Origin of the sequence: Pseudoalteromonas shioyasakiensis (assembly GCA_013391845.1) — a bacterium.
GTDB classification, from domain to species: Bacteria; Pseudomonadota; Gammaproteobacteria; order Enterobacterales; family Alteromonadaceae; genus Pseudoalteromonas; species Pseudoalteromonas apostichopi.
The window spans coordinates 1,826,496-1,850,045 of sequence record CP058414.1; the positions used below are offsets into that span (position 1 = coordinate 1,826,496).

General features: G+C 41.3%; 20 protein-coding genes, 15 tRNA genes and 1 pseudogene. 20 read left to right on the forward strand and 16 right to left on the reverse strand.

The annotated features are described in order from the left end of the window. Positions 1-24: 24 nt before the first annotated feature. From HYD28_08285 to HYD28_08295, 3 genes are all read right to left on the reverse strand, one after another. Positions 25-798 carry a Zn-ribbon-containing protein gene (locus HYD28_08285; protein QLE08975.1) on the reverse strand — a complete coding sequence of 258 codons (774 nt, stop codon included), beginning with the start codon at positions 796-798 and terminating at the stop codon, positions 25-27. Next, positions 798-1,064 carry a hypothetical protein gene (locus HYD28_08290; GenBank protein QLE08976.1) on the reverse strand — a complete coding sequence of 89 codons (267 nt, stop codon included), beginning with the start codon at positions 1,062-1,064 and terminating at the stop codon, positions 798-800. Before HYD28_08290 ends, HYD28_08285 begins: the two co-directional genes overlap by 1 nt. A gap of 154 nt (positions 1,065-1,218) precedes the next feature. Beyond that, positions 1,219-1,449 (reverse strand): DUF2789 domain-containing protein, encoded by a 231-nt coding sequence (locus HYD28_08295; protein ID QLE08977.1) that lies wholly within the window; start codon positions 1,447-1,449, stop codon positions 1,219-1,221. Positions 1,450-1,596: 147 nt separating this feature from the next. Between HYD28_08295 and HYD28_08300 the strand changes: the two genes are divergently transcribed. Beyond that, positions 1,597-2,244: a GNAT family N-acetyltransferase gene (locus HYD28_08300; protein QLE08978.1), complete on the forward strand. Its 648-nt coding sequence runs from the start codon at positions 1,597-1,599 to the stop codon at positions 2,242-2,244. 725 nt (positions 2,245-2,969) lie between these two features. Here HYD28_08300 and HYD28_08305 read toward each other — a convergent pair. Both HYD28_08305 and HYD28_08310 read right to left on the reverse strand, forming a co-directional pair. Continuing rightward, a complete protein-coding gene (locus tag HYD28_08305; GenBank protein ID QLE08979.1) occupies positions 2,970-3,269 on the reverse strand; it encodes a DUF3301 domain-containing protein in 300 nt (99 codons plus the stop codon). Continuing rightward, positions 3,270-4,298, reverse strand: coding sequence for a DUF3549 family protein (locus HYD28_08310; GenBank protein ID QLE08980.1), 1,029 nt, complete (start codon positions 4,296-4,298; stop codon positions 3,270-3,272). Positions 4,299-4,424: 126 nt separating this feature from the next. Between HYD28_08310 and HYD28_08315 the strand changes: the two genes are divergently transcribed. The 11 genes and pseudogenes from HYD28_08315 to msrB all read left to right on the forward strand — a co-directional run bounded on the left by HYD28_08315 (position 4,425) and on the right by msrB (position 14,920). Beyond that, positions 4,425-4,739 carry a YqcC family protein gene (locus HYD28_08315; GenBank protein ID QLE08981.1) on the forward strand — a complete coding sequence of 105 codons (315 nt, stop codon included), beginning with the start codon at positions 4,425-4,427 and terminating at the stop codon, positions 4,737-4,739. A 1-nt stretch (position 4,740) separates the two neighbouring features. After that, positions 4,741-5,515 (forward strand): annotated as a pseudogene (gene truC, locus HYD28_08320) (tRNA pseudouridine(65) synthase TruC). Beyond that, positions 5,502-5,948 (forward strand): flavodoxin, encoded by a 447-nt coding sequence (locus HYD28_08325; GenBank protein ID QLE08982.1) that lies wholly within the window; start codon positions 5,502-5,504, stop codon positions 5,946-5,948. The pseudogene truC and the gene HYD28_08325 overlap by 14 nt, the downstream one beginning before the upstream one ends. A gap of 111 nt (positions 5,949-6,059) precedes the next feature. Further along, positions 6,060-6,791 (forward strand): RNA methyltransferase, encoded by a 732-nt coding sequence (locus tag HYD28_08330; protein ID QLE08983.1) that lies wholly within the window; start codon positions 6,060-6,062, stop codon positions 6,789-6,791. 60 nt (positions 6,792-6,851) lie between these two features. Then, positions 6,852-10,253, forward strand: a complete 3,402-nt coding sequence (locus tag HYD28_08335) for an AAA family ATPase (protein QLE08984.1) — start codon at positions 6,852-6,854, stop codon at positions 10,251-10,253. Positions 10,254-10,290: 37 nt separating this feature from the next. Continuing rightward, the gene (gene zipA / locus HYD28_08340) at positions 10,291-11,019 is read left to right on the forward strand and encodes a cell division protein ZipA (protein QLE08985.1); all 729 of its coding nucleotides are present in this window, start codon (positions 10,291-10,293) and stop codon (positions 11,017-11,019) included. An 83-nt stretch (positions 11,020-11,102) separates the two neighbouring features. Continuing rightward, the gene (gene ligA / locus HYD28_08345; GenBank protein ID QLE08986.1) at positions 11,103-13,124 is read left to right on the forward strand and encodes an NAD-dependent DNA ligase LigA; all 2,022 of its coding nucleotides are present in this window, start codon (positions 11,103-11,105) and stop codon (positions 13,122-13,124) included. Then, positions 13,117-13,461: a DUF3392 family protein gene (locus HYD28_08350; protein QLE08987.1), complete on the forward strand. Its 345-nt coding sequence runs from the start codon at positions 13,117-13,119 to the stop codon at positions 13,459-13,461. Before ligA ends, HYD28_08350 begins: the two co-directional genes overlap by 8 nt. Continuing rightward, a complete protein-coding gene (locus HYD28_08355) occupies positions 13,458-13,946 on the forward strand; it encodes a DUF2919 domain-containing protein (GenBank protein ID QLE08988.1) in 489 nt (162 codons plus the stop codon). The genes HYD28_08350 and HYD28_08355 overlap by 4 nt, the downstream gene beginning before the upstream one ends. A gap of 9 nt (positions 13,947-13,955) precedes the next feature. After that, positions 13,956-14,408 carry a hypothetical protein gene (locus HYD28_08360; protein QLE08989.1) on the forward strand — a complete coding sequence of 151 codons (453 nt, stop codon included), beginning with the start codon at positions 13,956-13,958 and terminating at the stop codon, positions 14,406-14,408. Between the two features lie 68 nt (positions 14,409-14,476). Then, positions 14,477-14,920, forward strand: coding sequence for a peptide-methionine (R)-S-oxide reductase MsrB (gene msrB / locus HYD28_08365; GenBank protein ID QLE08990.1), 444 nt, complete (start codon positions 14,477-14,479; stop codon positions 14,918-14,920). Here the strand turns inward: msrB and HYD28_08370 are convergent. The 11 genes from HYD28_08370 to HYD28_08420 all read right to left on the reverse strand — a co-directional run bounded on the left by HYD28_08370 (position 14,917) and on the right by HYD28_08420 (position 21,473). Next, positions 14,917-16,518, reverse strand: coding sequence for a response regulator (locus HYD28_08370; protein QLE08991.1), 1,602 nt, complete (start codon positions 16,516-16,518; stop codon positions 14,917-14,919). The two genes, msrB and HYD28_08370, sit on opposite strands and share 4 nt — an antisense overlap. A 173-nt stretch (positions 16,519-16,691) precedes the next feature. Further along, entirely contained in the window at positions 16,692-16,865 is a 174-nt protein-coding gene (locus HYD28_08375) for a hypothetical protein (GenBank protein ID QLE08992.1), read from the reverse strand. Further along, on the reverse strand, positions 16,862-18,238 hold the full coding sequence (locus tag HYD28_08380; protein QLE08993.1) for an extracellular solute-binding protein: 1,377 nt from the start codon (positions 18,236-18,238) through the stop codon (positions 16,862-16,864). Before HYD28_08380 ends, HYD28_08375 begins: the two co-directional genes overlap by 4 nt. Positions 18,239-18,245: 7 nt before the next feature. Continuing rightward, entirely contained in the window at positions 18,246-19,880 is a 1,635-nt protein-coding gene (locus HYD28_08385) for a response regulator (protein QLE08994.1), read from the reverse strand. An 849-nt stretch (positions 19,881-20,729) separates the two neighbouring features. Then, positions 20,730-20,805, reverse strand: a tRNA-Val gene (locus HYD28_08390). Between the two features lie 33 nt (positions 20,806-20,838). Then, positions 20,839-20,914, reverse strand: a tRNA-Val gene (locus tag HYD28_08395). Between the two features lie 35 nt (positions 20,915-20,949). Continuing rightward, positions 20,950-21,025 (reverse strand) — tRNA-Val (locus HYD28_08400). A 43-nt stretch (positions 21,026-21,068) separates the two neighbouring features. Next, positions 21,069-21,144: transfer RNA gene (locus tag HYD28_08405), tRNA-Val, on the reverse strand. A gap of 39 nt (positions 21,145-21,183) precedes the next feature. After that, positions 21,184-21,259, reverse strand: a tRNA-Val gene (locus HYD28_08410). A gap of 26 nt (positions 21,260-21,285) precedes the next feature. After that, positions 21,286-21,361, reverse strand: a tRNA-Val gene (locus HYD28_08415). Between the two features lie 36 nt (positions 21,362-21,397). Beyond that, positions 21,398-21,473: transfer RNA gene (locus HYD28_08420), tRNA-Val, on the reverse strand. Positions 21,474-22,116: 643 nt separating this feature from the next. Between HYD28_08420 and HYD28_08425 the strand changes: the two genes are divergently transcribed. The 8 genes from HYD28_08425 (at position 22,117) to HYD28_08460 (ending at position 23,549) form a co-directional block, all read left to right on the forward strand. Then, a tRNA-Ala gene (locus HYD28_08425) sits at positions 22,117-22,192 on the forward strand. 39 nt (positions 22,193-22,231) lie between these two features. Beyond that, positions 22,232-22,307 (forward strand) — tRNA-Glu (locus HYD28_08430). Positions 22,308-22,437: 130 nt separating this feature from the next. Then, positions 22,438-22,513, forward strand: a tRNA-Glu gene (locus HYD28_08435). Between the two features lie 168 nt (positions 22,514-22,681). Then, positions 22,682-22,757: transfer RNA gene (locus HYD28_08440), tRNA-Glu, on the forward strand. Between the two features lie 168 nt (positions 22,758-22,925). Beyond that, positions 22,926-23,001, forward strand: a tRNA-Glu gene (locus tag HYD28_08445). 77 nt (positions 23,002-23,078) lie between these two features. Continuing rightward, a tRNA-Glu gene (locus HYD28_08450) sits at positions 23,079-23,154 on the forward strand. Between the two features lie 77 nt (positions 23,155-23,231). Beyond that, positions 23,232-23,307, forward strand: a tRNA-Glu gene (locus tag HYD28_08455). Positions 23,308-23,473: 166 nt separating this feature from the next. Next, positions 23,474-23,549, forward strand: a tRNA-Glu gene (locus HYD28_08460). Position 23,550: the final 1 nt, after the last annotated feature.

The following is a 23,550-nucleotide window of genomic DNA, read 5'->3' on the forward strand; positions in this document are numbered from 1 at the left end:
CCCTTTTTTGTGTTTGAAAGCAAGTTATTGAAAATCCCACGAGATATTAGAAACAATACCGCAAGGCTCACAACAAAAATCAAATAAACCAAACCAAGGTTCAGATAATTTCCAGTCGCCATCACAGCTTGGGCAGCGACGTTTTAGCTCTGACTCTTTATCCACTCCGCCAACACGATATAAATAATAATAAACCGGCTTCTTTGTTAAGTAACTAATACGCTTAGTGATATCGCGACCACGGCGATATAAGTCACTGTTGATGCTAGTCAGCTCTTCAAGAGCAGAAAATTCACAACGGGTAGCACCATTAATCTGAATTTGATCGCATGCTTGCCAGTCTTCTTGCCATTTTATCAGTGTTTTGTAATCGCCATTGGCAATCGCCGGAATACGAAATAACGGTACAGGTAAAAAGTCATCACCGCAATAAAGAGGGCTGCAGGTGTGAACATAAGTGGTATATAAAATATAGCATGAGGGGTCATTACACATGTCTGCGCCATTTGAGTGAATGTCTTGGCCGACCACTTTAACTTTTGGTGCTAGTAATCCTGCAGTGTTTAATTGCTCAATACTGTGCTTTACAAACGGGCTATGATTGAGTGGATGCATTGCATCTTCGGTTGGGCACATCACTCGGGTAATAAAAAATCCATCCTTTAAAACGGTTGGAAATTCGTCACCAATAATTTGGCCGTTAAAACGAAGTGCATTGACCAGGCGATTTATCGCCTGCTCAGCAAGTTCTAAGGTAGTATCTTGGTAGCAATCAAAAGTCAGATCGACAACAAACATTATTTCTTCTCAAGCAGTGCTAATAACTTATCCAATTTAGCTTCTATACGATCCAATTGACTTTCTTTTGGTGTAATTAGTTGTTCATTCGACGGGTTATTTATGAAATTATTAATTGAATCCGGGTTGTTTTTATATTGGCTAACAGCTGCGATGATCACAGGCATCGGCATTGGTTGAGTTAGCTTACTTTTGGTTAAGGCAACTGTCGGGGTTTTACCTTCATCAAGAAGGGTTTTAATTGCATCAAATACAACGGCATTCATTTTTGTGTTAACTCTTTAATAAAGACTAAAAAGCACCGCAGTATATGGGCTGCAGTGCATGCGTATGGTAGCAATAATAGATGTGGAGTGAAATTACTTTCCTTATTTACGAGCTAAAAATTGTAATTCGAGCTCGTAAATAAGTTAGCTGGAGTTACTGGCGTAACCTTGCATCTAATTCATCAATCACTTCACTCCAAGCACCATCTTCAGCAAGTGATTCTGCTAAAAAGTGTTGCTGAGCTTCATCCCAAAAAGGTGCCTCCTGCAATAGGGTCGTATCAGACAGTTGATGTGATGCTATAAAAGCATCTATTTCACTTTCTTTGCTTGGCAAACCAAGTTGTGCAAATAGTGTCGAAATGTCATGTTTTGCCGTATCCATAGTTCTGCTCCTTGTGTATGGCGATAATTATTACTGCTTGAACTTAATGATGATGAACAGCAGTTTAACTTACGCTGAATTTGTCTTTAATCGCAGTAGGGTATATACCTTATAGTCTAGTACTAAAATAATAAAACAAATAAAAGGATGAGTATTTTGACAGTTGCTGAACCCGAAACCTTAAGTGTGCAATACCTAAGTGCTGAAGATATTAGCACTGCTGCAAGCCTTATTTATCAGGCTTATCATGATGACCCTGTTCTTCAGAATGTACTAGGTTTTCAAAAAGATAGCCCAAGTAAATATGAAACTAAATTACGTGCTTTGGTGCGTGAAGAGCTGGCAAGTTTTTGGCAAGAAAAACAGCCATTAATAGGCCTTTACTCGCAAAGTAGATTAAAAGCGATTGCTTGTGTATTTGATTCTGCAAGTGAACTACAAGCTGAACGATATTGGCATTGGCGCTTAAAGTTGATGCTCAGTGCAGGCTATTTACAGACAAATCAGCTTATAGAAAAAGAGCGCACTATCCGTGAAGCTCTTTCGAGCAAAGGTCATTATTTGTTTTTAGCCTTCATTGCCGTTGACCCACACTTTCAGGGGCAAGGCTTAGGGCGCTATTTGCTTCGTGGTCTTAATGATTTAGTTGAATCAAGCAATCAAGCAAGCGGGTTAGCAGTATTTGTTACCCGCCCTGAGCAACGTGAATTTTTTAGCTCTGAAGGGTTTGACGTATTCAAGGGTCTTAGTTTTAATCAAGTCGAAGGAGATTTGATGTTTAAAGCTGCAAATTGATGAAAGGACGTTTTGGAAATAGCAATGTGAGATAAGTCTTACATTGCTGTGCGCATTGTCAGTTTAATGCTGTTATTTTTGTACCTAAAATCGTTCATCTTAGTGATTTTAAAGGGTTTATTGTTTTTGTCTTTTTTGTGACATGGAAAAAATTACTTTTTATGCCTATCAAGAATTCCTCGTTTCTCTAAACTTAACAATGTCAGTAAGACACAGGTTCAATGATTGAACTGATGCCAAGGATTAGGATTATGGCAACAAAGCAAGATGCTTAGCAGGAAGCAAAGGGACAAGAGCTAGGGAAGCAAGGAAGAACGAGGACACTGCCAGGATGCAGTACAATCGCGGAGCGATTGAAAAGGACTGACCAAAGGATGAATTTAGCAGGAAGCTAAAAGGAGCGTTTGGAAAACGAAGTGGATAGCCATTGACGGCAAGAGGACGGCACTAGGATGTGTTAAATGTTACATGAAGTAGCATGGTGGGTGTATCGGATGTATACCCGTTCAGGGGAAAGATAAAAAGGCAGCTTCGGCGTAAGTAAGGATACTTAATCATGGAAGTAGCAAGATTGGGGCGTGGCTAATAGCTACGCCTTAGTTCTTTATAGGGTTTGCATTTTTCGCAGTAACAGTTAATTTGTAAAACTCGCAACTCGCAACTCGCAACTCGCAACTCGCAACTCGCAACTCGCAACTCGCAACTCGCAACTCGCAACTCGCAACTTAAATCTTATGGGGCGGTATTACTACACTTTTAAGCAGTTCATTTTCCATGATCAAAACACCTTGATACACGCTTTGTCCATCACTTGAAAACTCAAAAATAAACTCGCTTTTAATGCCTGGTTTACCGCTTTTTAAAATGCCAATTCTGCGTTTGTTACAAGCAACACTCATCAATTGCACATTCAATTGCTCAATTTGTCTCTGCGCATGAAGGTTAGCAGCTTCGGCTACTTTTCTGTTTAACCAAAAAAAATAGATGATGCTGCCAATGATGATGAGTGTCCACAAACCTGCCATTTACGAAAATAACCTTCCAATTGCTCGAGCGAGTGTTTCGCTACGATTTTCTTGTCTTAATAAACCAAGTAAGTGAGGGCGAATACTAGGAATTGCAACTAAATCGGTGAAAATACTCACAAACAGCTGCTCAATCTCAGTATGGTGCGCACAGCAATCCATAAACACATGTAAGCGGTCAGGGTCTTCTAGCGTGCTAAAACAACGCCCTGCAATCGTTAATAGTACATCAGAGTGGTTGTTCATATCCGAGCGTAATACAGCATCAACAAGTTGTGCAGTTAAACCTTGCGCCGGTGTTTTTGATAAACTTCTAAGAGCTGCGGCAAGGGCGATGTCGTCTTTATGCTCTATGGCATTTAAACCATAGGCTAACAATTGCTCTGCAAACACGGGTTCGATTGCAACATGTTCAAGCATGGCACTAAGCGGCTGTAATACTTCTACAGGTAATTGCCCCCAAGCTGCTTGTAGGTTCGCTAAGTTGTTGTCGTTATCTAAACGCATTGCAAAATCAGCAATACCTTGTACTGCAACACTTTGCCAATTATCAAAACCAAGCTTGCCTGAAAAATAAAGCTGAGCATATTCGTAATACTGTGAGGCACTTTGTTTAAGTAAACATTTAACCTGCGCATTAAATGCTGCTAGCTTGTTCGCGTTTGGCGTAAATACATACGGATTGTTATCTAGTTTGCCTTCGGCATTTTCACTGGTAATTTCAGTGCCGAGTGCTTCAATTACCATATTCGCGAAGTGGTCGCGGCTTGCGCTTACTAGGCGGCTTTGCTCATCTAGTGGGAATTTTAAAAACCATACATAAGGTTCTTTAGACGCTTTTACATCCCAAAATTGAATAGCAAGCCAAGCATGACCAGCAAGCGGGTATGGGTAAGGGATTTTTGTCTCTTCAATGGCAAGAAATTGTTTTTTGTCTAATTTAGTGATGTGTCTGCCAATATCGAAGGCACGCCAAGTGGTACCTGCTGCATCCAGAAGTTGCCCTAAAGTGGCGATCTGCTCAGTCATAAAATCTCAATTACCGTTATTAATCTATATCAGTCGTGAATTATACGCCATACCATGGCGCCTTGGAACAGGGTATACTAGGGTCTGTTTACCTTCCCTAAGTAAAAAGGTATTAAGAGTTTTACAATGCATCAACAGACTTTGGCGCTGCTGCGCGAATTAGAATCCACATTACAACGCCATTCATTTTGGCAAACAACAGCCATTGACCCAAGTGCGCTCAATTCAAGTGTACCGTTTTGCCACGACACTATGGCCTTTGAGCAATGGCTGCAATTTGTTTTTCTTGAAAAAATGCATACCTTAATTGCACATGCTCAGCCTTTACCCCGTAATTTTGCAATTGCACCTATGGCTGAAATGATGCTGGCACAACACAGTGGCGGAAATGATGTGATTACCGTTTTACAAAAACTCGATCAACTTTTAAGTGATAACTAACATGCAAGAGATTGTTAAGCCACAATTTGACGAGTTAACGATTTTGTACCGCGATGAAAATTACATTGCGATTGATAAACCGTCAGGTTTATTGGTTCACCGTTCGTTTTTAGATAAACACGAAACCCAATTTGCTATGCAAATGCTGCGTGACCAAGTTGGTCAACACGTGTTTCCTGTACATCGTTTAGATAGACCAACGTCCGGCGTATTGCTGTTTGCGTTAAGTTCAGAAGCAGCCCGTGACATGAACCAGTTATTTATTGATGGGCAAATTGAAAAACGTTACTTAGCTTTAGTCAGAGGCTTTTTAAACGAATCAATCTTCTTAGATAAACCTTTAAAAGAAGAGCTTGATAAAATTGCCGATAAGTTTGCTGATCAAGATAAAGCACCGCAAGAAGCACAAACGCAATTTCATTGCCTGCACCAAGCAAGCTTACCTATTCCAATAGGTAAGTACCCAACAGTTTCGTTACTCGCTGGTGGAGTGTTTTCCAAAAACTGGTCGCAAGCATCAAATTCGTCGTCATTTAAAGCATTTATCATTGCCAATTATTGGTGATGTAAATCATGGTGATAATCAGCATAATCAATTTTTTAGAGAACATTTTCAGCTTCGTCGTTTAATGTTATTTGCCTCTGAATTAAAGTTTGTGCACCCTTATAGCAAGCAACCAATAACAATTAAAGCGCCATTAGGCGATGCAATGTTAACGATTTGCCAGCAACTTGGCTGGCCAACAGAAGAAAAGGATTATTATGGCAACCATTAGTATTTTTGTCGGCAGTGTTTACGGCGGTGCCGAGCGCTTAAGCGAACAAGTTATTGAAGTCATTGAAAAGTCAGAGCATCAAGCGCAATTAGTTGAAAATGGCACGGCCGATGACATGCTGGCTGCGTCACATATTTTAGTGATCACTTCAACGACGGGTCAGGGGGATATTCCTGATAACTTAGTCGCTTTATACAGCCAACTGAATGATCAATTCCCTATGTTAACAGGCAAGCAATACGGCATTATTGCTATGGGTGACCGTAGCTATGGCGATACGTTTTGTGGCGCAGGTCGCAGTTTTGATGAGCTGTTTCGTGATTTACAGGCAAAACCTGTTGGTCATCGCTTAGAAATTGATGCCTGTGAAGATTTTGAGCCTTGGCCTGTTACTGAGCCATGGTTAAATGAATGGCTGACAAAAATTAGCTAGTGTCTCTTAAAAGTGCTGATTGAATAAGCAATTGGCACTTTCCCCTTGGTTTTTCGAGTACAGAATCTGTGACCTTGGTGATATACTAGACCATCATTTTATGAGGCTGTTATGATTTCAAAAAACCAACTGAAACTAATTCGTGCATTAGGTCAAAAGAAATACCGAAAGCAATATAACCAGTACCTTGTTCAAGGCGAAAAAAATGTACTTGAATTACTAAACAGTGGTTTAAGTGTTGCCCATATTTTTGCGACCCCTGCATTTATTTCTGCGCACCAATCTGCGCTTGCAGCCCATCAAGTCATTGAAGCAGACGAAGACAGCCTAACTAAAGCCAGTACGCTCGTTAGTAACAACGCCGCCATTGCTGTTGTTGATATGCCAAGTCAGCAAGCATTACCAACATCAGGACTTATTTTAGCCCTTGATGGTGTGTCGGATCCGGGGAATTTAGGAACGATTATTCGTGTTGCTGATTGGTATGGTATTAAGCATATTGTTACCAGCACAGACAGTGCGGATGCTTATAACCCGAAAACTATTAGCGCAACCATGGGCTCATTTGCTCGCGTGTGTGTCTCACAAACCGACTTAACCAGTTACTTACCTAGCTTAAATCTTCCTGTGTATGGTGCATTTTTAGAAGGTGAGAACATTCACAAAACTGCTCTTAAGCAAGATGCCGTATTACTTATGGGCAGTGAATCTCATGGTATACGTGCTGATTGCGAAAGCTTAGTTACTGATAAAATAACCATTCCGGCTTATGGCCAAGCAGAATCGCTTAATGTAGCCATGGCAACGGGTATTATTTTAGATAATTTTAAACGCCACGCTTAACCTTTTACCCTAAAATGGGTTAAATTGAAGAATAACAATAAAAATCGGTAAAACAATTAGATGCGCTTAAGCACCATAAAATTAGCGGGTTTCAAATCGTTTGTTGAACCCACTAAGATCCCATTTCCTGATCAGATGACGTGTGTTGTCGGCCCGAACGGCTGTGGCAAATCAAATGTCATCGATGCAGTGCGTTGGGTGCTAGGTGAAAGCTCAGCTAAAAACTTACGTGGCGATGCCATGACCGATGTTATTTTTAATGGCTCTACTAATCGAAAACCTATTTCGCAAGCCTCTGTTGAATTAGTTTTTGATAACACTAGTGGTCACCTTCCAAATACCTTTGCTGATCGAAACCAAGTGGCGATTAAGCGTTTAGTGACGCGAGATGGCCAGTCAATTTATTTCCTAAATGGCAGTAAATGCCGTAAGCGTGATATTACCGATATCTTTTTAGGCACTGGTCTTGGCCCGCGCAGCTATGCGATTATTGAGCAGGGCATGATCTCGCGTTTAATTGAGAGCAAACCGGCTGATTTACGTGTTTTTTTAGAGGAAGCCGCGGGGGTTTCAAAATACAAAGAGCGTCGACGTGAAACGCAAACCCGCATTAAAAGTACCCGCGAAAACCTTGAACGTTTACTTGATGTAAGACAGGAATTACAAACACAGCTTGATAAGCTTGCGGTGCAATCAGTCGATGCTAAAAAATACCGAGAGCTAAAAGCCACTGAGCGCACCTTAAAAGGGCAAATTGCGGTTTTAAAGTGGCAGAAGTTACACCAACAACAAATCGAGAAAGCTGAGCAAATTAATAAACTTAAAGAGCAAATCAAGTTCTTTAAAGAAGCGCATTCTGGCCATGATGATGTTTTAGCAAGTCTTGAAAATCAGGTGCAGCTTGAGCAGCAAAAACTGCAAGACGCACAGCAGGCTCAGCATCAAACACACACTGATTTGACGCGCAAAGAGCAGCAACAGATCAGCTTAAAGCAGCAACAGCAAACACTTAGCCAAAACCTTATCAAACAGCAACAACTGCAGTTACAAAATAAAGAGCTGCAAGAAGAGCAACACGCCTCAGCCGCCATTTTACAAGAGCAGCTACAAGAAGCGATTGAGCAAAGTTTGTTGTGCGCTGAGCAAGTAGCAGAGGTTGAAGAACAAGTTGCTTTGCAACAGCAAAGCACGCAAAGTGCTAATGAGCAATATCAAAGCGTATTACAGAAAAATCAAGCTCATAGCAGTGATATTACTGTCGCAAAAAGTCAGCTAAGGCATTTTGCACAGACACTTGCACAACTTGAATCTCAGCAGGCACAACTCGCCGCTGAAATTAGTGAGCTTGAAGCCACCCCAGTTGCAGCACAAATTGCTGAGCAGCAACAGCATATTCAAACATTGACAAAAGAACTTGCGCAGCAGCAAAGTGCGCTGAATAAGCTAACTCAGAATCTAGAACAAGCTGATAAAGAGCAACAGCACTTAGAACAGGATTTTAGACGGGTTCAACAGCACAGTAATGAAAATAGAGCCAGCATTGCTGCGCTTAATTCCTTGCTAGTAGAGCAAACTGACAGCGGGAGTGTCTCTTTATTAGCGCAGTTAAAAGTTACTTCTGGCTTTGAGCCTTTAGTTGAGCAAGCTCTGCTAGGTCTAGAGCATCTAAAGGTGAATCAACATAAAGAGGCTAACAGTGTTTGGCCTGCGACTGATAGTGCTGCGTTACCAAAAGAGTCATTAGCTAATTATATCGAAACGGGTGTTTACCCTGATTTATTAGCACGGTTTGCTTTTCAACCCCATTTTGATGAAGCTATTTTAGCGGATCCTTTTTGGTTAGCTGTTATTGATGAAGAAGGCCATATTCATGGGCGTAACTTTCACTCTAATGCCAATAAAGACGCCGATAATTCATTGCTTTTAAAGCATGCCCAGCTCAGTGATGCACAGCAGTTAGATGAAGAACTCAACGAGCAATTAGAAACAAAGCAGCAATTGCTAAATGAGCATCTAGCACATAAGAAAACGCTTATCGCTGACAAAGAGCAATACAGAGAGCGAATTCACCAAGCGGCTCAGCAGATAGCATCGGCCAGCACGCGACGTGACATGTTGCTAGAGCAGCAAACGCAGTGGCAAAACCAGCTTGTAAAGTTACAGCAGCGTCAAACTTTATTGGCTGAGCAAAAGCAAAATGCTGATGAGCAGCAACAAACTCAGCAGTGTTTACTTGAACAATTGCTAGAGCAGCAATTAGAACTTGAAATTGAGTTAGAGCAAGCAAAACACCAGCAAACTGAGGCAAATAACCGTTATCGCCAAGTTGCTTCTCAGCTTGAGCAATATAAAACTCAGGCGCATCAAGCAAACTTGGCTGAGCAAAAAGCTCGCAGTGAGTGTCAACTTAGCGAAACTAAATTGCAACACGCCAATGCAGCGCAAAATGCTGCGAGTGAAGCGGTATTAGAGCTCAACGAGCAGCTAGAAGAATTAGTGATCCCGCTTGAAGAGGTGACAGAGCAAATTATGCTACTGCTTGAAAAGCATCAACAAAGTGATGTTGAGCTGAAAAACTTGCAAGCGGCCTTGAGTCAAGCTAAAAAGGAGCTTGCTGATAAGCAAACAGCGCTGAAATCATCGCAATCTGAGCTAGTTACGCTACAAGAGCAGTTGCAAGCATTAGCACTGGATGAGCAAAGTTTAATCGTTAAAGCTCAAGCGGCTTTAGAGCCACTTGCAGAACTGGAACAAAATTTAAAAACAGTACTTGAAGAATTGCCTGACAATGCCAATTTAAATAGCATGCAAACTAGGCTGACAAAAACCACACAAGCTTTAAATGAGCTCGGCGCTGTGAATTTAGCGGCAATTGATGAGTTTGAGCAGGCTAAACAACGCAGCGATTATTTAAATCAGCAACTTGATGATTTAACGCAAGCGCTAAATACCCTGGAAGGGGCGATTCAAAAAATAGACCGAGAAACAAAAAACCGTTTTAAGGCGACGTTTGAACAAGTAAATACAGACTTTGGGGAATTATTCCCGAAAGTATTTGGTGGTGGCAGTGCTTACCTCGAATTGACCAGTGATGATCTACTTGAAAGTGGGGTGAGCATCATGGCTAGACCACCTGGAAAGAAAAATTCGACAATTCACCTGCTTAGTGGTGGAGAAAAAGCGCTGACCGCATTATCATTGGTGTTTTCAATATTCAGGCTCAATCCAGCTCCATTCTGTATGCTAGATGAAGTGGATGCACCATTGGATGATGCGAACGTGGGTCGTTTTTGCCGTTTGGTAGAAGAGATGTCACAATCAGTACAATTTATTTATATTAGTCATAACAAAATTGCTATGGAAATGGCAGGCAGGTTGACTGGTGTAACTATGGCTGAGCCAGGCGTATCTCGTATGGTGGCTGTAGATATAGAACAAGCTGTGCAAATGGCACAAGCATAAAATTTAATTAGGCATATCAAATAATAAAGGTGAGGGGATGGCCGAAGAATTAAGATGGGCTTTAATCGTAATCAGTGTATTTGTCATTGGTGGTTTATTAATTCACGGCTTATGGTCGGTGCGAAAAAAGGACAGCCCAGATGCGCCTTCAGTGGAACGGGTTGAACCAACTGAAACAACCAGTGAAGTTCAAGAACCAACGAAAGCAATGTCACAAGAGCGTGATGAACCAGAGTTTGGTGATTTAAGCTTTTCAGCAGAAAGTCACGATGAACCGGTTGTTTCAGAAGAAGTGGTTGAAGAAACTGAGATTCAGCAAGAAGAAACAGATCAAGAGCAAGCAGATGCTCAAGGACCAAGTGATTTCATTATTGTGCATTTACAAATGCCAGAAGGCTTAACCATGGCTGGCAGCCAACTATTACCAGCTGTTAATATGTTAGGTTTTAAGTACTCTGAAGAAGGTTTCTTTAACCGTCATTTAGACCCAGCAGGCACTGGTCCTGTTTTATTCCGTTTAGTGAATATGTATAACCCTGGCACGTTCGATATTGATAATATGGAACAATTTAGCACTGCGGGAATTAGCTTATTTATGACCCTTCCATGTGATGGTGATGGTCTAAGTGCATTTAATATGTTGCACAGTGCAGCTAAAAAGTTAGCCGATGAATTTGGCGCAACTATTTTAGATAGCAACCGTGAAGAAATGACGGTTGAAAGCGTTCGTGAGTATGTTGAGAAAGTTCGCAGCTTTTCAGCTTAATCGCACGCACAGATGATAAGTATTAGGCCACTTGGCGTTAAGTCGTCTAAGTGGCTTTTTTTATGTAGATTTTTGAGGTTTTCATGTCCAGCCCTATCTTTGAGCAAATTAGCCAACTACGTGCCCAGTTAGAAGAGCATAACCATAATTACTATGTGCTGGATGCACCAAGCATTCCTGATGCTGAATATGACCGTCTAATGCGTGAGTTAAGTGCGCTTGAGCAAGCGAATCCTGAGTTTCAAAGCCCAGATTCACCCACGCAAAAAGTCGGTGGCGCTGCACTTGATAAGTTTGAACAAGTAACTCACCAAGTGCCTATGCTGTCACTTGATAATGCTTTTTCAGAAGAAGAGTTTGCTGCCTTTAACCGTCGTATAAAAGAACGTGTAATGGATAACAAAGAGCTAACCTTTTGCTGTGAGCCAAAGCTTGATGGTTTAGCGGTATCAATTATTTATCGTAATGGCGTTTTAGTACAAGCCGCTACTCGTGGCGATGGCATGGTGGGCGAAAATATCACCCAGAATGTAAAAACGATTCGCAATGTACCGCTGAAGTTACGTGGCGATGACTTCCCCGCAGAACTAGAAGTACGCGGTGAAGTATTTATGGATAGCGCTGGTTTTGCCAAGCTTAATAGTGAAGCTGAAAAACGCGGCGACAAGGTGTTTGTAAACCCGCGTAATGCTGCTGCTGGTAGCCTACGCCAGCTTGATTCTAAAGTAACAGCAAAACGTCCACTGATGTTTTATGCCTACAGTACTGGGCTTGTTGCGGATGGGCAGCTACCAGAAGATCATTATCAACAGCTTGCTAAACTTACTGATTGGGGGTTACCTCTGTGCCCAGAAACAAAACTCGTTGAAGGTCAGCAAGCTGCTCTTGATTATTATCAAGACATCTTGACGCGTCGTAGTGATCTTGCCTACGAAATTGACGGTGTTGTTATCAAAGTAAACGACAAAAAGCTACAAGAGCGTTTAGGCTTTGTGGCACGTGCACCACGCTGGGCAATTGCCTTTAAGTTTCCCGCACAAGAAGAAATCACACAATTACTTGATGTTGAGTTTCAGGTAGGTCGCACTGGCGCAATTACACCAGTTGCACGACTAGAGCCAGTATTTGTGGGGGGCGTTACAGTGTCTAATGCAACGCTTCATAACGGCGATGAAATTGCCCGTTTAGGCGTTAAAATTGGCGATACTGTGATTATTCGCCGAGCGGGTGATGTTATTCCGCAAATTACCCAAGTTGTACTTGAACGTCGCCCTGACGATGCTAAAGAAATTGAATTTCCAGCTACTTGCCCAATTTGTGACTCACATGTGGAACGCATTGAAGGTGAAGCGGTTGCTCGTTGTACCGGTGGTTTAGTGTGCCAAGCGCAGCGTAAGCAAGCAATTAAACATTTTGCGTCACGAAAAGCCCTTGATGTTGATGGTTTAGGCGATAAGATTGTTGATCAACTTGTTGATCGTGAGCTTATCAAAACGCCTGCTGATTTATTTATCCTTAAACAAGGGCATTTTGAATCATTAGAGCGAATGGGCCCTAAATCTGCTAAGAACTTAGTTAATGCACTACAAGATGCGAAACAAACAACCTTAGCTAAATTCTTATATTCGTTAGGTATTCGCGAAGTGGGTGAAGCAACCGCGCAAAACTTAGCAAACCATTTTTTAACGCTAGAAAAAATCACTCAAGCAAGCGTTGATGCGTTAACAGAAGTAAGTGACGTAGGTGAGATTGTTGCCAAGCACGTTCGTGGCTTCTTTAGCGAAGAGCACAATATGGACGTGGTTAATGCGCTAATTGAGCAAGGTATTCACTGGCCAGAGTTAACGGCTCCAAGTGCCGATGCGCAGCCATTAGCTGGCTTAACTTACGTACTGACCGGCACATTGAGTGAACTTAACCGTAATGATGCAAAAGCACGTTTACAAGCGTTAGGTGCAAAAGTGTCGGGTAGTGTATCGGCGAAAACAGATGCGCTTATTGCGGGTGAAAAAGCGGGCTCAAAATTAACAAAAGCACAAGACTTAGGTATTGATGTGTTAACTGAGGCTGACCTCATTGCACTTTTAAGTGAGCACAATGGATAGTCTATTGCAGGCATTGTCGTCAGTTGCTTTTACAATTGGCAGCTGGCTGCAACCACACCTTTACAATATTTCATTATTGCTGGTGGTGTGCTTTTTATCCTTGTATGCAAACGACATTATTAAAGTGACCAAGCGCTTTGTAGCGCGTCGTCACTTTATTATTCGCGTGCTTTGCTTTGTGTTGGTCACAGGGTTTGGTATGGGCTTACTTGTGGTGTTTGTAACTCCATTTTTAAGTAAGTTGCTACTGCTACTCGGTGTTAAATGGCTGGCGCTTACACTTACGGCTGCGTTTTTTGTACTTGGCATCATTGCCGATAAGAAGAACCAGATATGAATCGCTATGGCCCAGAATACTGGGATAAACACGGTGCTTATCGTACCCCATTAGCGTTTCATTTAACCTTACTAGTGCTTTTGCGAAGTTATTTTATCTGGATAATAGCGGCGCTGAGTCGCCGCCCTGATTTAGATATAATGTCGCTGTTTTTTAAAGCTAAAAGCGATTTCTTTACAGCAATTGCGATTGCTGCGATTGCCTTATTACCGGCAGTGATCTTTTGCTTACGCAGGCCACAAGAAAACGCCATAAGTGCAAAACGTTTAGCGTCTATTTGGCGGTTTATGCGCTGGCCATTAATTCTGTGTGCAATTACAGATTTAAGCTGGTTAACCTATCAGGCAGCACACAGCCATTATCAGTTTTCGTTGTTTTTAGCCAGCCAAATGGTACTGGTGTTATGGGTGCTGTTATATTTATTAAAAAGCAGATATCTATCAGTTTTTTTTAATGATTGGCCAGATCCAATAGAGAAAAAATAGGGCAGCACAATGCTGGTAATTAATAAGCTTTTAGCAAAAATATCATTCACAATCGCGCTCGTTTTAATTGCTTTATGGGTATTTACACCACTTTGGCACAGTGCTGCATTCTCGTTGTTTGTGATGTTATGGGGTTTTATAACCCTATCAAGCCTTTATCGAGTTACGCCGTTATTTGTAGCACGCAATCCCATTACTGACTTATTAAAACGTGATGTGAATCAGCTAGCACTAATAAGCTTAGCGGGTTTATTCGATTTCAAACGCAAAGCTGAGTTTGTATTAATTGGCCAAATAAAGCAGATTGAAATTGGTGAAGGTATCATCCATGTAACTGATATCAAAGAGCAGAAATCAACCGCAATATTAAGTGTTCGCAGCGATATAATTAAAAGTCATTTAGAGCAACTACTCTCTGAGCGCGAGCGTTCTAAAATAGATATCCGTTTACAATTAAACTAATGTTGCTTGCCCATTGCAGTGCTTGTGTTGTACTGTGCAACTGTTGTATTCAACCCTGAGGGAACACTATGTTAACTTGGCAAGATATTCTAGAGTTTGCCCATAATGGTAACCCAACACCTCCACGTCGAGTCGAGAAGTCGCCATCTGAGTGGCAAGCTGAGCTCGAACAAGACACATTTTATGTTACTCGCTTAAAAGGCACAGAACGCCCGCACAGCTCTGATTCATGTACATTATTTGAACCTGGTCAATATGCGTGTGCCTGTTGTGACAATTTATTGTTTGACGGCGATGAAAAGTTCGATAGTGGCACCGGCTGGCCTTCGTTTACACAGCCTAGCAGTCTTGAAAGTATTGCTTATGTGGCTGATTCTAGTCATGGTATGCAACGAATAGAAGCTATTTGCAATGTTTGCGACGCGCATTTGGGCCATGTCTTCCCTGACGGTCCACCACCAACTGGTTTACGTTATTGTATGAATGCCATAGCGATGAAAAAACGCGACTAATCTAAATATTGAGCGATGATAAAAATAAGGTGCTCGCGGTAAATTGGCTTACTAATAATGTAGTCTGTCAAAATATTCGATTGCGCCTTATCATCTTTTAGCGTTGACGCTGTAACTGCAATGATTGGAATATGTTTAAAGCGATCATCACTACGAATTAATTGACTTGCCTCTAAACCGCCCATTACGGGCATTTTTAAATCCATAATGATCAAGTCAGGTTGATGTTGCTCCATTTTATTAAGCGCATCTTCTCCGTTGATAGCTGTATCTATAGTAAAGCTCCAGCGTGATAAGAAGGACTCTAAATAGTCTCGGTTATAAGGGATATCATCAACAATTAAAATACGTGCAGGATTAAAATGATAGCTTGAAATGGCAGGGTAATTACGATGCTCAACTTCGGTTTTTGATTCGGCCAATTCAACGTTTGGTAACGATACAATAAATTCACTACCTCGGCCTTTTTCGCTGATCACTGATAAATCACCACCCATTAGCTTGATAAAGCGCAAAGAAATAGCTAGACCTAATCCGGTTCCACCAAACTCAGAACTACGTTGGCCTTGTACTTGTTCAAAATCATTAAAAATAAGATCTTGTTGATCTTTAGGAATACCTTTACCTGTGTCTTTAACATGAATACATATGTCGATATTACTGTTATCATCGTGAGCTTTAAAGTCAAAATACACTTTGACACTGCCTTGTGCAGTGAACTTAATGGCATTACTGATTAAGTTGGTTAGTACTTGGCGCACTTTATTGCTATCAAGTAATACAGGGGTTGTTAACTCGGGATGAGAGCTTATTTGTAAGTCGAGATCTTTTTGTGCACTGAGTTGTAAAAACATCATATTAAGCTCATGGCACATTTTAGGGATTTCTACACGCTCAATATCGAGTTGCATTTTACCAGCATCGATTTTTGATAAATCTAGAATGTCATTTAGTACATTAAGCAGGGAATTACCCGAGATTGAAATTGCTTCTAAGTAACGACGTTTATTTTTATCTGTTTCGCTATCTTGCAGTAACTGGCTGAAGCCTAACACTGCATTAAGCGGAGTTCTAAGTTCATGGGACATATTGGCTAAAAAGCGGCTTTTAGCCTGATTTGATTGCTCAGCTTGCTCTTTAGCATCAAGATACTCTTGAGTTCGTTTAGCAACGGTATCTTCGAGTAAACTATGTTGTTCATGCATGCTGTTAATCTGTTGCCTAACCGCAGCACGCATCATTTTAAAGCCACTGGCAAGGGTGCCAATCTCATCTTGGCTTTTTATGTTAATAGGGCAGTTTAGGTCACCAGTGGTCACAGCATGAGAAAACTCAACAAGCTGATCAATTGGCTGCAAGATAATACGGCGAATAATGATGTAGGCGATGATGAGTGCAGTTAAAAGGTAGATTGCAAATAGTGACACAGCATTACTAATGATAGATTTAGTTTTTAATGCTAAGTCTTTATCTGAAAAGCTCACAATAACATAACCGATATTTTCGCCCTGAAAGTTGCTAATTGGTACAGCAACAGCATATTGTTGCTCCATAGCTACAATGGTATTTTGCTTTGGATTAAGCTGCTTTAATAGCATTTGGTTAGTTTCAAGGGTATCAACTTTACTGTTATCAGGATGGGCAGCAATAAAGTTATTTTGATCGATAAAGTAAATCGTCTGTAAGTCATCAAAGGTATTATTTTTTAGAATATTTTTTAATGTTAATCCCTGAATTTTAAGTACCCAACTTCCTACCGTATTGTCTTTAGTTAAGCTTTTATTTCTGACAACATGGGCGAGACAATAGCGTCAGCTTTTTCACTCATGTTCAAAAGTGTTTGCTCTTTTAGCTCCATAACATGCAAAGACGTACTTGCCCCTAAAATAAGGGTAATGGTAAAGCCGATGATCATTAAAATTTTATGGGCAATACTAATTCTCATTGCTGAATATTGCTCCGTACTTTTAGCGCTTGCATATTAGTGTTTATTTTTTCGTCAGCAGTTTTAATAGATTGCTTTATATCTGCACCATAGAAAATTTGGCTAAAGGTTTGCGAGATAATTTTGCCAATAACAGGAAACTCGACCATACCAGACTGCAGGCGGTCCGGAGTTGCGTGATCAAATACCCATAACATGGTTTTATTAAAGCCAGGCTTGTTTACTAAAGTAAATAGTTTTTCGTGCCACACCTTTTGCCTTGGTGGTGAACCACCGGTACTCAGTAGTGCGGCTGTTTGTTCACTTGTTGCCCATTGAATAAATAACCATGCAGCATGTTTTTCATTTGATTTGCTATTTATCGCGAACGCCCATGCCCATGGCGATGTTTCTCGGGCTATTGGGCCAGCAGGCAAGGGGGCGGCCTCCCATTTATTCCAAATATCAGACTCTTCTGCGGTATCTATTTCATTATAAAAATGAGAGGCCAAAAAGGCCGAGGCAAGTTGGCCTTCTTTAAAAAGGCGACGAATTTCATAAAAGTGAAGTAAGCGGCTGTTATCAGGGGTGCCGAACCCCGTGACTAGATCACGATACACTTGTAAGCTTTTTGCTGTCTGAGGACTACCGAAAACAGATTGACCTTGCTTATTGATAACCTCAGCACCATAAGCTCGCATAATAGGTAAGACTGTCCAGGTGTTTAATCCTGCCCCCGGCAGTGTGCGTGAGGCAAATGCGTGCATACCATTCAAAGAAGGGATGCGGTCAATAGCCTTTTGCAGCTTAATTTTAGTCGCTTGCAGTTGCTCGTAGGTATTGGGTACTTCTAGGTTGAAGCGCTCGAAAAGATCTTTACGGTAAAAATATATCGGTGCAGAAAAATCAAACGGTAACGAATATAGTGTATTGTCGATCTTACAAAGGGCTAGGCTACGCTCACTAATATCTTCTAACTGATACCACGCTTTGTCTGTAAGTCTAGGGTTTTCAATGTATGGCTGTAAAGGGTCAACCCAGCCTTGGCTTTGAGCTTCACCTAAAAATGTGATTCCCATAGGCAGTACATCATAAAGACCTGTGGCTTCGCTTAAATCTTGATGTCGACGAGCACGCATTTGCGATTGTTCTAAGGCATGAAAACCAACAGAAATTCCTGTTAGCTTTTCAAACAAAGGAATGTAGGGTTTTAAAGCCATAAATGCGGGTTGCTCGTCAGCCAAGATATTTATATGGCTACCCGCTTCACTTTGCCAATTTATAGCTGCTTGCTGCCAATGTTGTAACGTTGCGGAGGCAAAGCTACATTGACAAAAAACCAAAAGCGCAACGCTGAGGGGGAGATTTTTAAGTTTTAACAAACGAAACGCCATAAAGAAGTTACTCTGCAAGTTTAATTTTTAATTTTGCAGCCTGTGCTTTAATTTTTTCGAAACGGGTTACTTGTTCATCTTCTAATGTTTGAGCATCTAACAGGGCAAAACATTTTTTCGCGAGTGTTAAATTAAACGATTGGCCTTGGTTATTTGTATCGAATAAACACTGCAGTAAATTTAAGGCGATGCTGGCATTTTTTGGCATTATTCTAAATGCCTGTGTGAATGCTTCAAGTGCAGTATTTAGCTGGCCTTTATTAAACTGCGTCACAGCGTGGTTATTGAGCTCTTTTGGACCTAACTTAATATCACGCCGCTCAGTTTGTTGCTGTTGAATATAACGTAAATATACCGGATCGCTTATTGATGGGTGACGTTCACAGTGCGTTATTATTTGGTTAAATAGCATCTGTGCTTTGTGGTGAAAACCAAGCTCATGAAACGCTTTCGCCTTATCGAGCGCACCATCTACTGAACGAATTTGAGTGTCACTTTCATCCAGTTGATTGATAAGTGCTTTAGCCTTTTGATGTTCATCCTTTAAATAATGCAAACGCGCATTGAGAACGTCAATCTGTGTTTGGTTATTACTATTCGGAAACTGCTTTTTTAAATCACTTAAGTATTGGTTTGTCTGTCTTGAAATACGATTAACTTGATCGGTCTGATCTGTAGTTAAAGCAAAATCAATACCGGCACGAGCCGCATTTAAATACACATCAGGGTTGTCGTGAATAGAGTGCTTTGCGTAACTAGCAATGTCTTTTTGAGTTAGATAATTCTTTTCGTAGTCGTGATTAAGTAACGATACATGACTCAAGGTTTTTTGACGGTCAATATTACGTGGCGCAATTTCAACAGCTTGACTAAAAAACTGCTGAGCCTCATCAAACTTATGCAGCTTTATTTCTAATCGACCGAGTAAATCAAGAGCAACGAGTCGAGTTTCACTGCGCTGCAACATTGTCTTCAGCATACGATGTGCAAGTGTGTGTTCATTATTGGCAATGAGTGCTTCTACTAAACCTACTTTTGCCCATGTGAATTTTTGAATATCGAGCACTGATTTAAAGAATGTTTTTGCATCTTCAAAGCGTTTGAGGCGAAGTAGGGCATCACCTTTTAATCTCAATAGAATCGCGCTGTAACTATTACCTTTGTTTTGCAGCAAGGTATCAATTTGTTTAATTGCTTTGGAGTCATTCCCATCATCAATAAGTTGATAAATTTGATGTAGGTTACTTTTGCGCAATAACACTTTTTCAATACGATTTTTTAATTCGTTAATTGTAAAGGGTTTAACTAAGAAATCATCTGGTTGTAGCTCGAGTACACTGTGAACTAAAGAGCCACTTGTTTCAGCTGAAATAAAAATAAAGCCGGTAGAGTTTTTTATAAGGCGCTTCATTTTCAGCTCTTCATAAAGCTGATAACCATCTTGATGTTTACTTAAGTTAAATGAACAAACGATGAGGTCAAATTGCTCAATTTGACATTGTTCTTTTGCTGCAATGGCATGCTCTGCAAAACGCAATTGACGAAAGCCCAACCCTTCTAAGGATTGTTTCATATAGCTTTGAGCAAGAGGCTGCTCTTCAACTATTAAAATTTTGGCTTTCGAAAAAATCTTTGCAGGCATTGGACTTGCGACTAAGTGACATTAACAACGACTATAATAAACAGTCTAGCTGCTGACAAGGCAAATTACAGCTTTTGCAGCGATTTAAAATTTACTTTTAGGCTATATCAATAGTGGTGAGGTTGGTATTAGAGTTTAAATCTCAAATGTCAGATAAAAGGAACTAGATACTAGAGGTTTATATGTGGTGGGTCGTACTGGACTAGAACCATCGAGCCTGTGTTTTGTTAATGGTGGCGATGCTTTTGAAAGCTAAGGGTAAAATAAGGAAATATATTTAATGAAGTGTCTATATGTGGTGGGTCGTACTGGACTTGAATCATCGAGCCTGTGTTTTGTTAATGGTGGCGATGCTTTTGAAAGCTAAGGGTAAAATAAGGAAATATATTTAATGAAGTGTCTATATGTGGTGGGTCGTATTGGACTAGAACCATCGAGCCTGTGTTTTGTTAATGGTGGCGATGCTTTTGAAAGCTAAGGGTAAATAAGGAAATATATTTAATGAAGTGTTTATATGTGGTGGGTCGTACTGGACTAGAACCATCGAGCCTGTGTTTTGTTAATTGTGGCGATGCTTTTGAAAGCTAAGGGTAAAATAAAGAAATATATTTAATGAAGAGTCTATATGTGGTGGGTCGTACTGGACTAGAACCATCGAGCCTGTGTTTTGTTAATGGTGGCGATGCTTTTGAAAGCTAAGGGTAAAATAAGGAAATATATTTAATGAAGTGTTTATATGTGGTGGGTCGTACTGGACTAGAACCATCGAGCCTGTGTTTTGTTAATGGTGGCGATGCTTTTGAAAGCTAAGGGTAAATAAGGAAATATATTTAATGAAGTGTTTATATGTGGTGGGTCGTACTGGACTTGAACCAGTGACCCTCGCCTTGTAAGGGCGATGCTCTCCCAACTGAGCTAACGACCCACATATAAATTGCCTAGTGGCTTAAAGATTAAATGGTGGGTCGTACTGGACTTGAACCAGTGACCCTCGCCTTGTAAGGGCGATGCTCTCCCAACTGAGCTAACGACCCATATAATCTTTTTCTTCGCTTACCATCGGTGAAAATGGTGGGTCGTACTGGACTTGAACCAGTGACCCTCGCCTTGTAAGGGCGATGCTCTCCCAACTGAGCTAACGACCCGCGAAGATTAATCTAAATGAGAACACCACTAAAATGTGTTTAATGGTGGGTCGTACTGGACTTGAACCAGTGACCCTCGCCTTGTAAGGGCGATGCTCTCCCAACTGAGCTAACGACCCATTTAGATTTTTTGTAATATGAACACCATTAGTGAATAATGGTGGGTCGTACTGGACTTGAACCAGTGACCCTCGCCTTGTAAGGGCGATGCTCTCCCAACTGAGCTAACGACCCATATTACATGCAGCCCTATTTCTTAATGGTGGGTCGTACTGGACTTGAACCAGTGACCCTCGCCTTGTAAGGGCGATGCTCTCCCAACTGAGCTAACGACCCATTAAGAATTTAGATATGAACACCATTAGTGAATAATGGTGGGTCGTACTGGACTTGAACCAGTGACCCTCGCCTTGTAAGGGCGATGCTCTCCCAACTGAGCTAACGACCCATATCTAAAACAACTCATTGCTGCGTTGTTGTGGGGCGCTATTATAGATAGAGTTGTAAATGTGTCAACACTTGAATGAGTAAAAATGTGTTAGATGCAGCTTTTATAAACAATGACATGGCATTTAAGCATTTTTTGGTGAACAAATATGCAATTTATATTCATAACCTTGTATTTATAAGTTGATCTATAGCTCTATGACCTTAGTAAAATGATCGAAGTGATATGAGAACAGTAAAGCTTTATAGCAGTTTCTTCGTATCAATAAGTTTGCATCAGTTAAAAGCGACCTATTTTGTATATTAAAAAACAACATAGGGTACGCTTAGTTTCTTTATTTAAAGCTTTAGGTAGCGATCTTTGTTTTGCATATAAATGTATACCTTATTTAAATAAGCAAGTTTATAGGCAGGAAGCCTTTAAATGAGAAACCAGTACTGTAAGTAGCTCAAAATAGCGAATTTGATAGCACTTTGTTTAAAACACCACCGTAACGGATTGATATTTAGTCAGCTTGTTGAAATTTAAATCATTTAAATAAACTTAGATAAAAAACTGTTGACTTTATTTGGGGGGCTGCATAGAATGCGCCCCGCACTCAGCGATACACAGCCAACATTAATTGGTGGTGTGTATGCAAGTCGGGGCTATAGCTCAGCTGGGAGAGCGCTTCGCTGGCAGCGAAGAGGTCTGCGGTTCGATCCCGCATAGCTCCACCAGATTTGCATAGTGTTTGTCCTAGGGTTGCAGTTTTCTGCGTCCCCATCGTCTAGAGGCCTAGGACACCGCCCTTTCACGGCGGTAACAGGGGTTCGAATCCCCTTGGGGACGCCACTTACTTCAAGTAAGTGAGCAATTGCCAAGAAAATAAATATGTTAGTCTCGAGTACTTACATGTTAATTTAGTAACCTTAACTCCGATATGAGTCAAACTATCATTTAATGTCCTAGTGACACATTATGTGTCCCCATCGTCTAGAGGCCTAGGACACCGCCCTTTCACGGCGGTAACAGGGGTTCGAATCCCCTTGGGGACGCCACTTATTTAAGTAGATTATGTGTAGTGGGGCGGTGAACACCGCGCAATCTATGCACGACGTTATCAAGAGTACGAATCTCTTGGGGACGCCACTTACTAAAAGTGCTGTGTTATTAAAACTCGTCTGAATCGAGTCTAACTATTCAGTTGTCCTAGTGATACATTATGTGTCCCCATCGTCTAGAGGCCTAGGACACCGCCCTTTCACGGCGGTAACAGGGGTTCGAATCCCCTTGGGGACGCCACTTATTTAAGTAGGTTATGTGTAGTGGAGCGGTGAGCACCGCGCAATCTATGCACGACGTTATCAAGAGTACGAATCTCTTGGGGACGCCACTTACTAAAAGTGTTGTGTTATTAAAACTCGTCTGAATCGAGTCTAACTATTCAGTTGTCCTAGTGACACATTATGTGTCCCCATCGTCTAGAGGCCTAGGACACCGCCCTTTCACGGCGGTAACAGGGGTTCGAATCCCCTTGGGGACGCCACTTACTAAAAGTGCTGTGTTATTAAAACTCGTCTGAATCGAGTCTAACTATTCAGTTGTCCTAGTGACACATTATGTGTCCCCATCGTCTAGAGGCCTAGGACACCGCCCTTTCACGGCGGTAACAGGGGTTCGAATCCCCTTGGGGACGCCACTTACTAAAAGTGTTGTGTTATTAAAACTCGTCTGAATCGAGTCTAACTATTCAGTTGTCCTAGTGACACATTATGTGTCCCCATCGTCTAGAGGCCTAGGACACCGCCCTTTCACGGCGGTAACAGGGGTTCGAATCCCCTTGGGGACGCCACTAACTAAAAGTGTTGTGTTATTAACACTCGTCTGAATCGAGTCTAACTATTCAGTTGTCCTAGTGACACAGAAACTTTCTGTTTAAGCTAAGGCCATTCGCCTCGCAGGCTCGGTCTCATCTTACACAGAAATAGCAAATCGGTGATTTGCAAACCAATTTCTGCGTCCCCATCGTCTAGAGGCCTAGGACACCGCCCTTTCACGGCGGTAACAGGGGTTCGAATCCCCTTGGGGACGCCAC

What these genes read in the sequence shown, in the direction of transcription:
- HYD28_08285 (QLE08975.1), bottom strand. Translation starts at nt 798, where the DNA reads ATGTTTGTTGTCGATCTGACTTTTGATTGCTACCAAGATACTACCTTA.
- HYD28_08290 (QLE08976.1), bottom strand. Translation starts at nt 1,064, where the DNA reads ATGAATGCCGTTGTATTTGATGCAATTAAAACCCTTCTTGATGAAGGT.
- HYD28_08295 (QLE08977.1), bottom strand. Translation starts at nt 1,449, where the DNA reads ATGGATACGGCAAAACATGACATTTCGACACTATTTGCACAACTTGGT.
- HYD28_08300 (QLE08978.1), top strand. Translation starts at nt 1,597, where the DNA reads ATGAGTATTTTGACAGTTGCTGAACCCGAAACCTTAAGTGTGCAATAC.
- HYD28_08305 (QLE08979.1), bottom strand. Translation starts at nt 3,269, where the DNA reads ATGGCAGGTTTGTGGACACTCATCATCATTGGCAGCATCATCTATTTT.
- HYD28_08310 (QLE08980.1), bottom strand. Translation starts at nt 4,298, where the DNA reads ATGACTGAGCAGATCGCCACTTTAGGGCAACTTCTGGATGCAGCAGGT.
- HYD28_08315 (QLE08981.1), top strand. Translation starts at nt 4,425, where the DNA reads ATGCATCAACAGACTTTGGCGCTGCTGCGCGAATTAGAATCCACATTA.
- HYD28_08325 (QLE08982.1), top strand. Translation starts at nt 5,502, where the DNA reads ATGGCAACCATTAGTATTTTTGTCGGCAGTGTTTACGGCGGTGCCGAG.
- HYD28_08330 (QLE08983.1), top strand. Translation starts at nt 6,060, where the DNA reads ATGATTTCAAAAAACCAACTGAAACTAATTCGTGCATTAGGTCAAAAG.
- HYD28_08335 (QLE08984.1), top strand. Translation starts at nt 6,852, where the DNA reads ATGCGCTTAAGCACCATAAAATTAGCGGGTTTCAAATCGTTTGTTGAA.
- zipA (QLE08985.1), top strand. Translation starts at nt 10,291, where the DNA reads ATGGCCGAAGAATTAAGATGGGCTTTAATCGTAATCAGTGTATTTGTC.
- ligA (QLE08986.1), top strand. Translation starts at nt 11,103, where the DNA reads ATGTCCAGCCCTATCTTTGAGCAAATTAGCCAACTACGTGCCCAGTTA.
- HYD28_08350 (QLE08987.1), top strand. Translation starts at nt 13,117, where the DNA reads ATGGATAGTCTATTGCAGGCATTGTCGTCAGTTGCTTTTACAATTGGC.
- HYD28_08355 (QLE08988.1), top strand. Translation starts at nt 13,458, where the DNA reads ATGAATCGCTATGGCCCAGAATACTGGGATAAACACGGTGCTTATCGT.
- HYD28_08360 (QLE08989.1), top strand. Translation starts at nt 13,956, where the DNA reads ATGCTGGTAATTAATAAGCTTTTAGCAAAAATATCATTCACAATCGCG.
- msrB (QLE08990.1), top strand. Translation starts at nt 14,477, where the DNA reads ATGTTAACTTGGCAAGATATTCTAGAGTTTGCCCATAATGGTAACCCA.
- HYD28_08370 (QLE08991.1), bottom strand. Translation starts at nt 16,518, where the DNA reads ATGCTATTAAAGCAGCTTAATCCAAAGCAAAATACCATTGTAGCTATG.
- HYD28_08375 (QLE08992.1), bottom strand. Translation starts at nt 16,865, where the DNA reads ATGAGAATTAGTATTGCCCATAAAATTTTAATGATCATCGGCTTTACC.
- HYD28_08380 (QLE08993.1), bottom strand. Translation starts at nt 18,238, where the DNA reads ATGGCGTTTCGTTTGTTAAAACTTAAAAATCTCCCCCTCAGCGTTGCG.
- HYD28_08385 (QLE08994.1), bottom strand. Translation starts at nt 19,880, where the DNA reads ATGCCTGCAAAGATTTTTTCGAAAGCCAAAATTTTAATAGTTGAAGAG.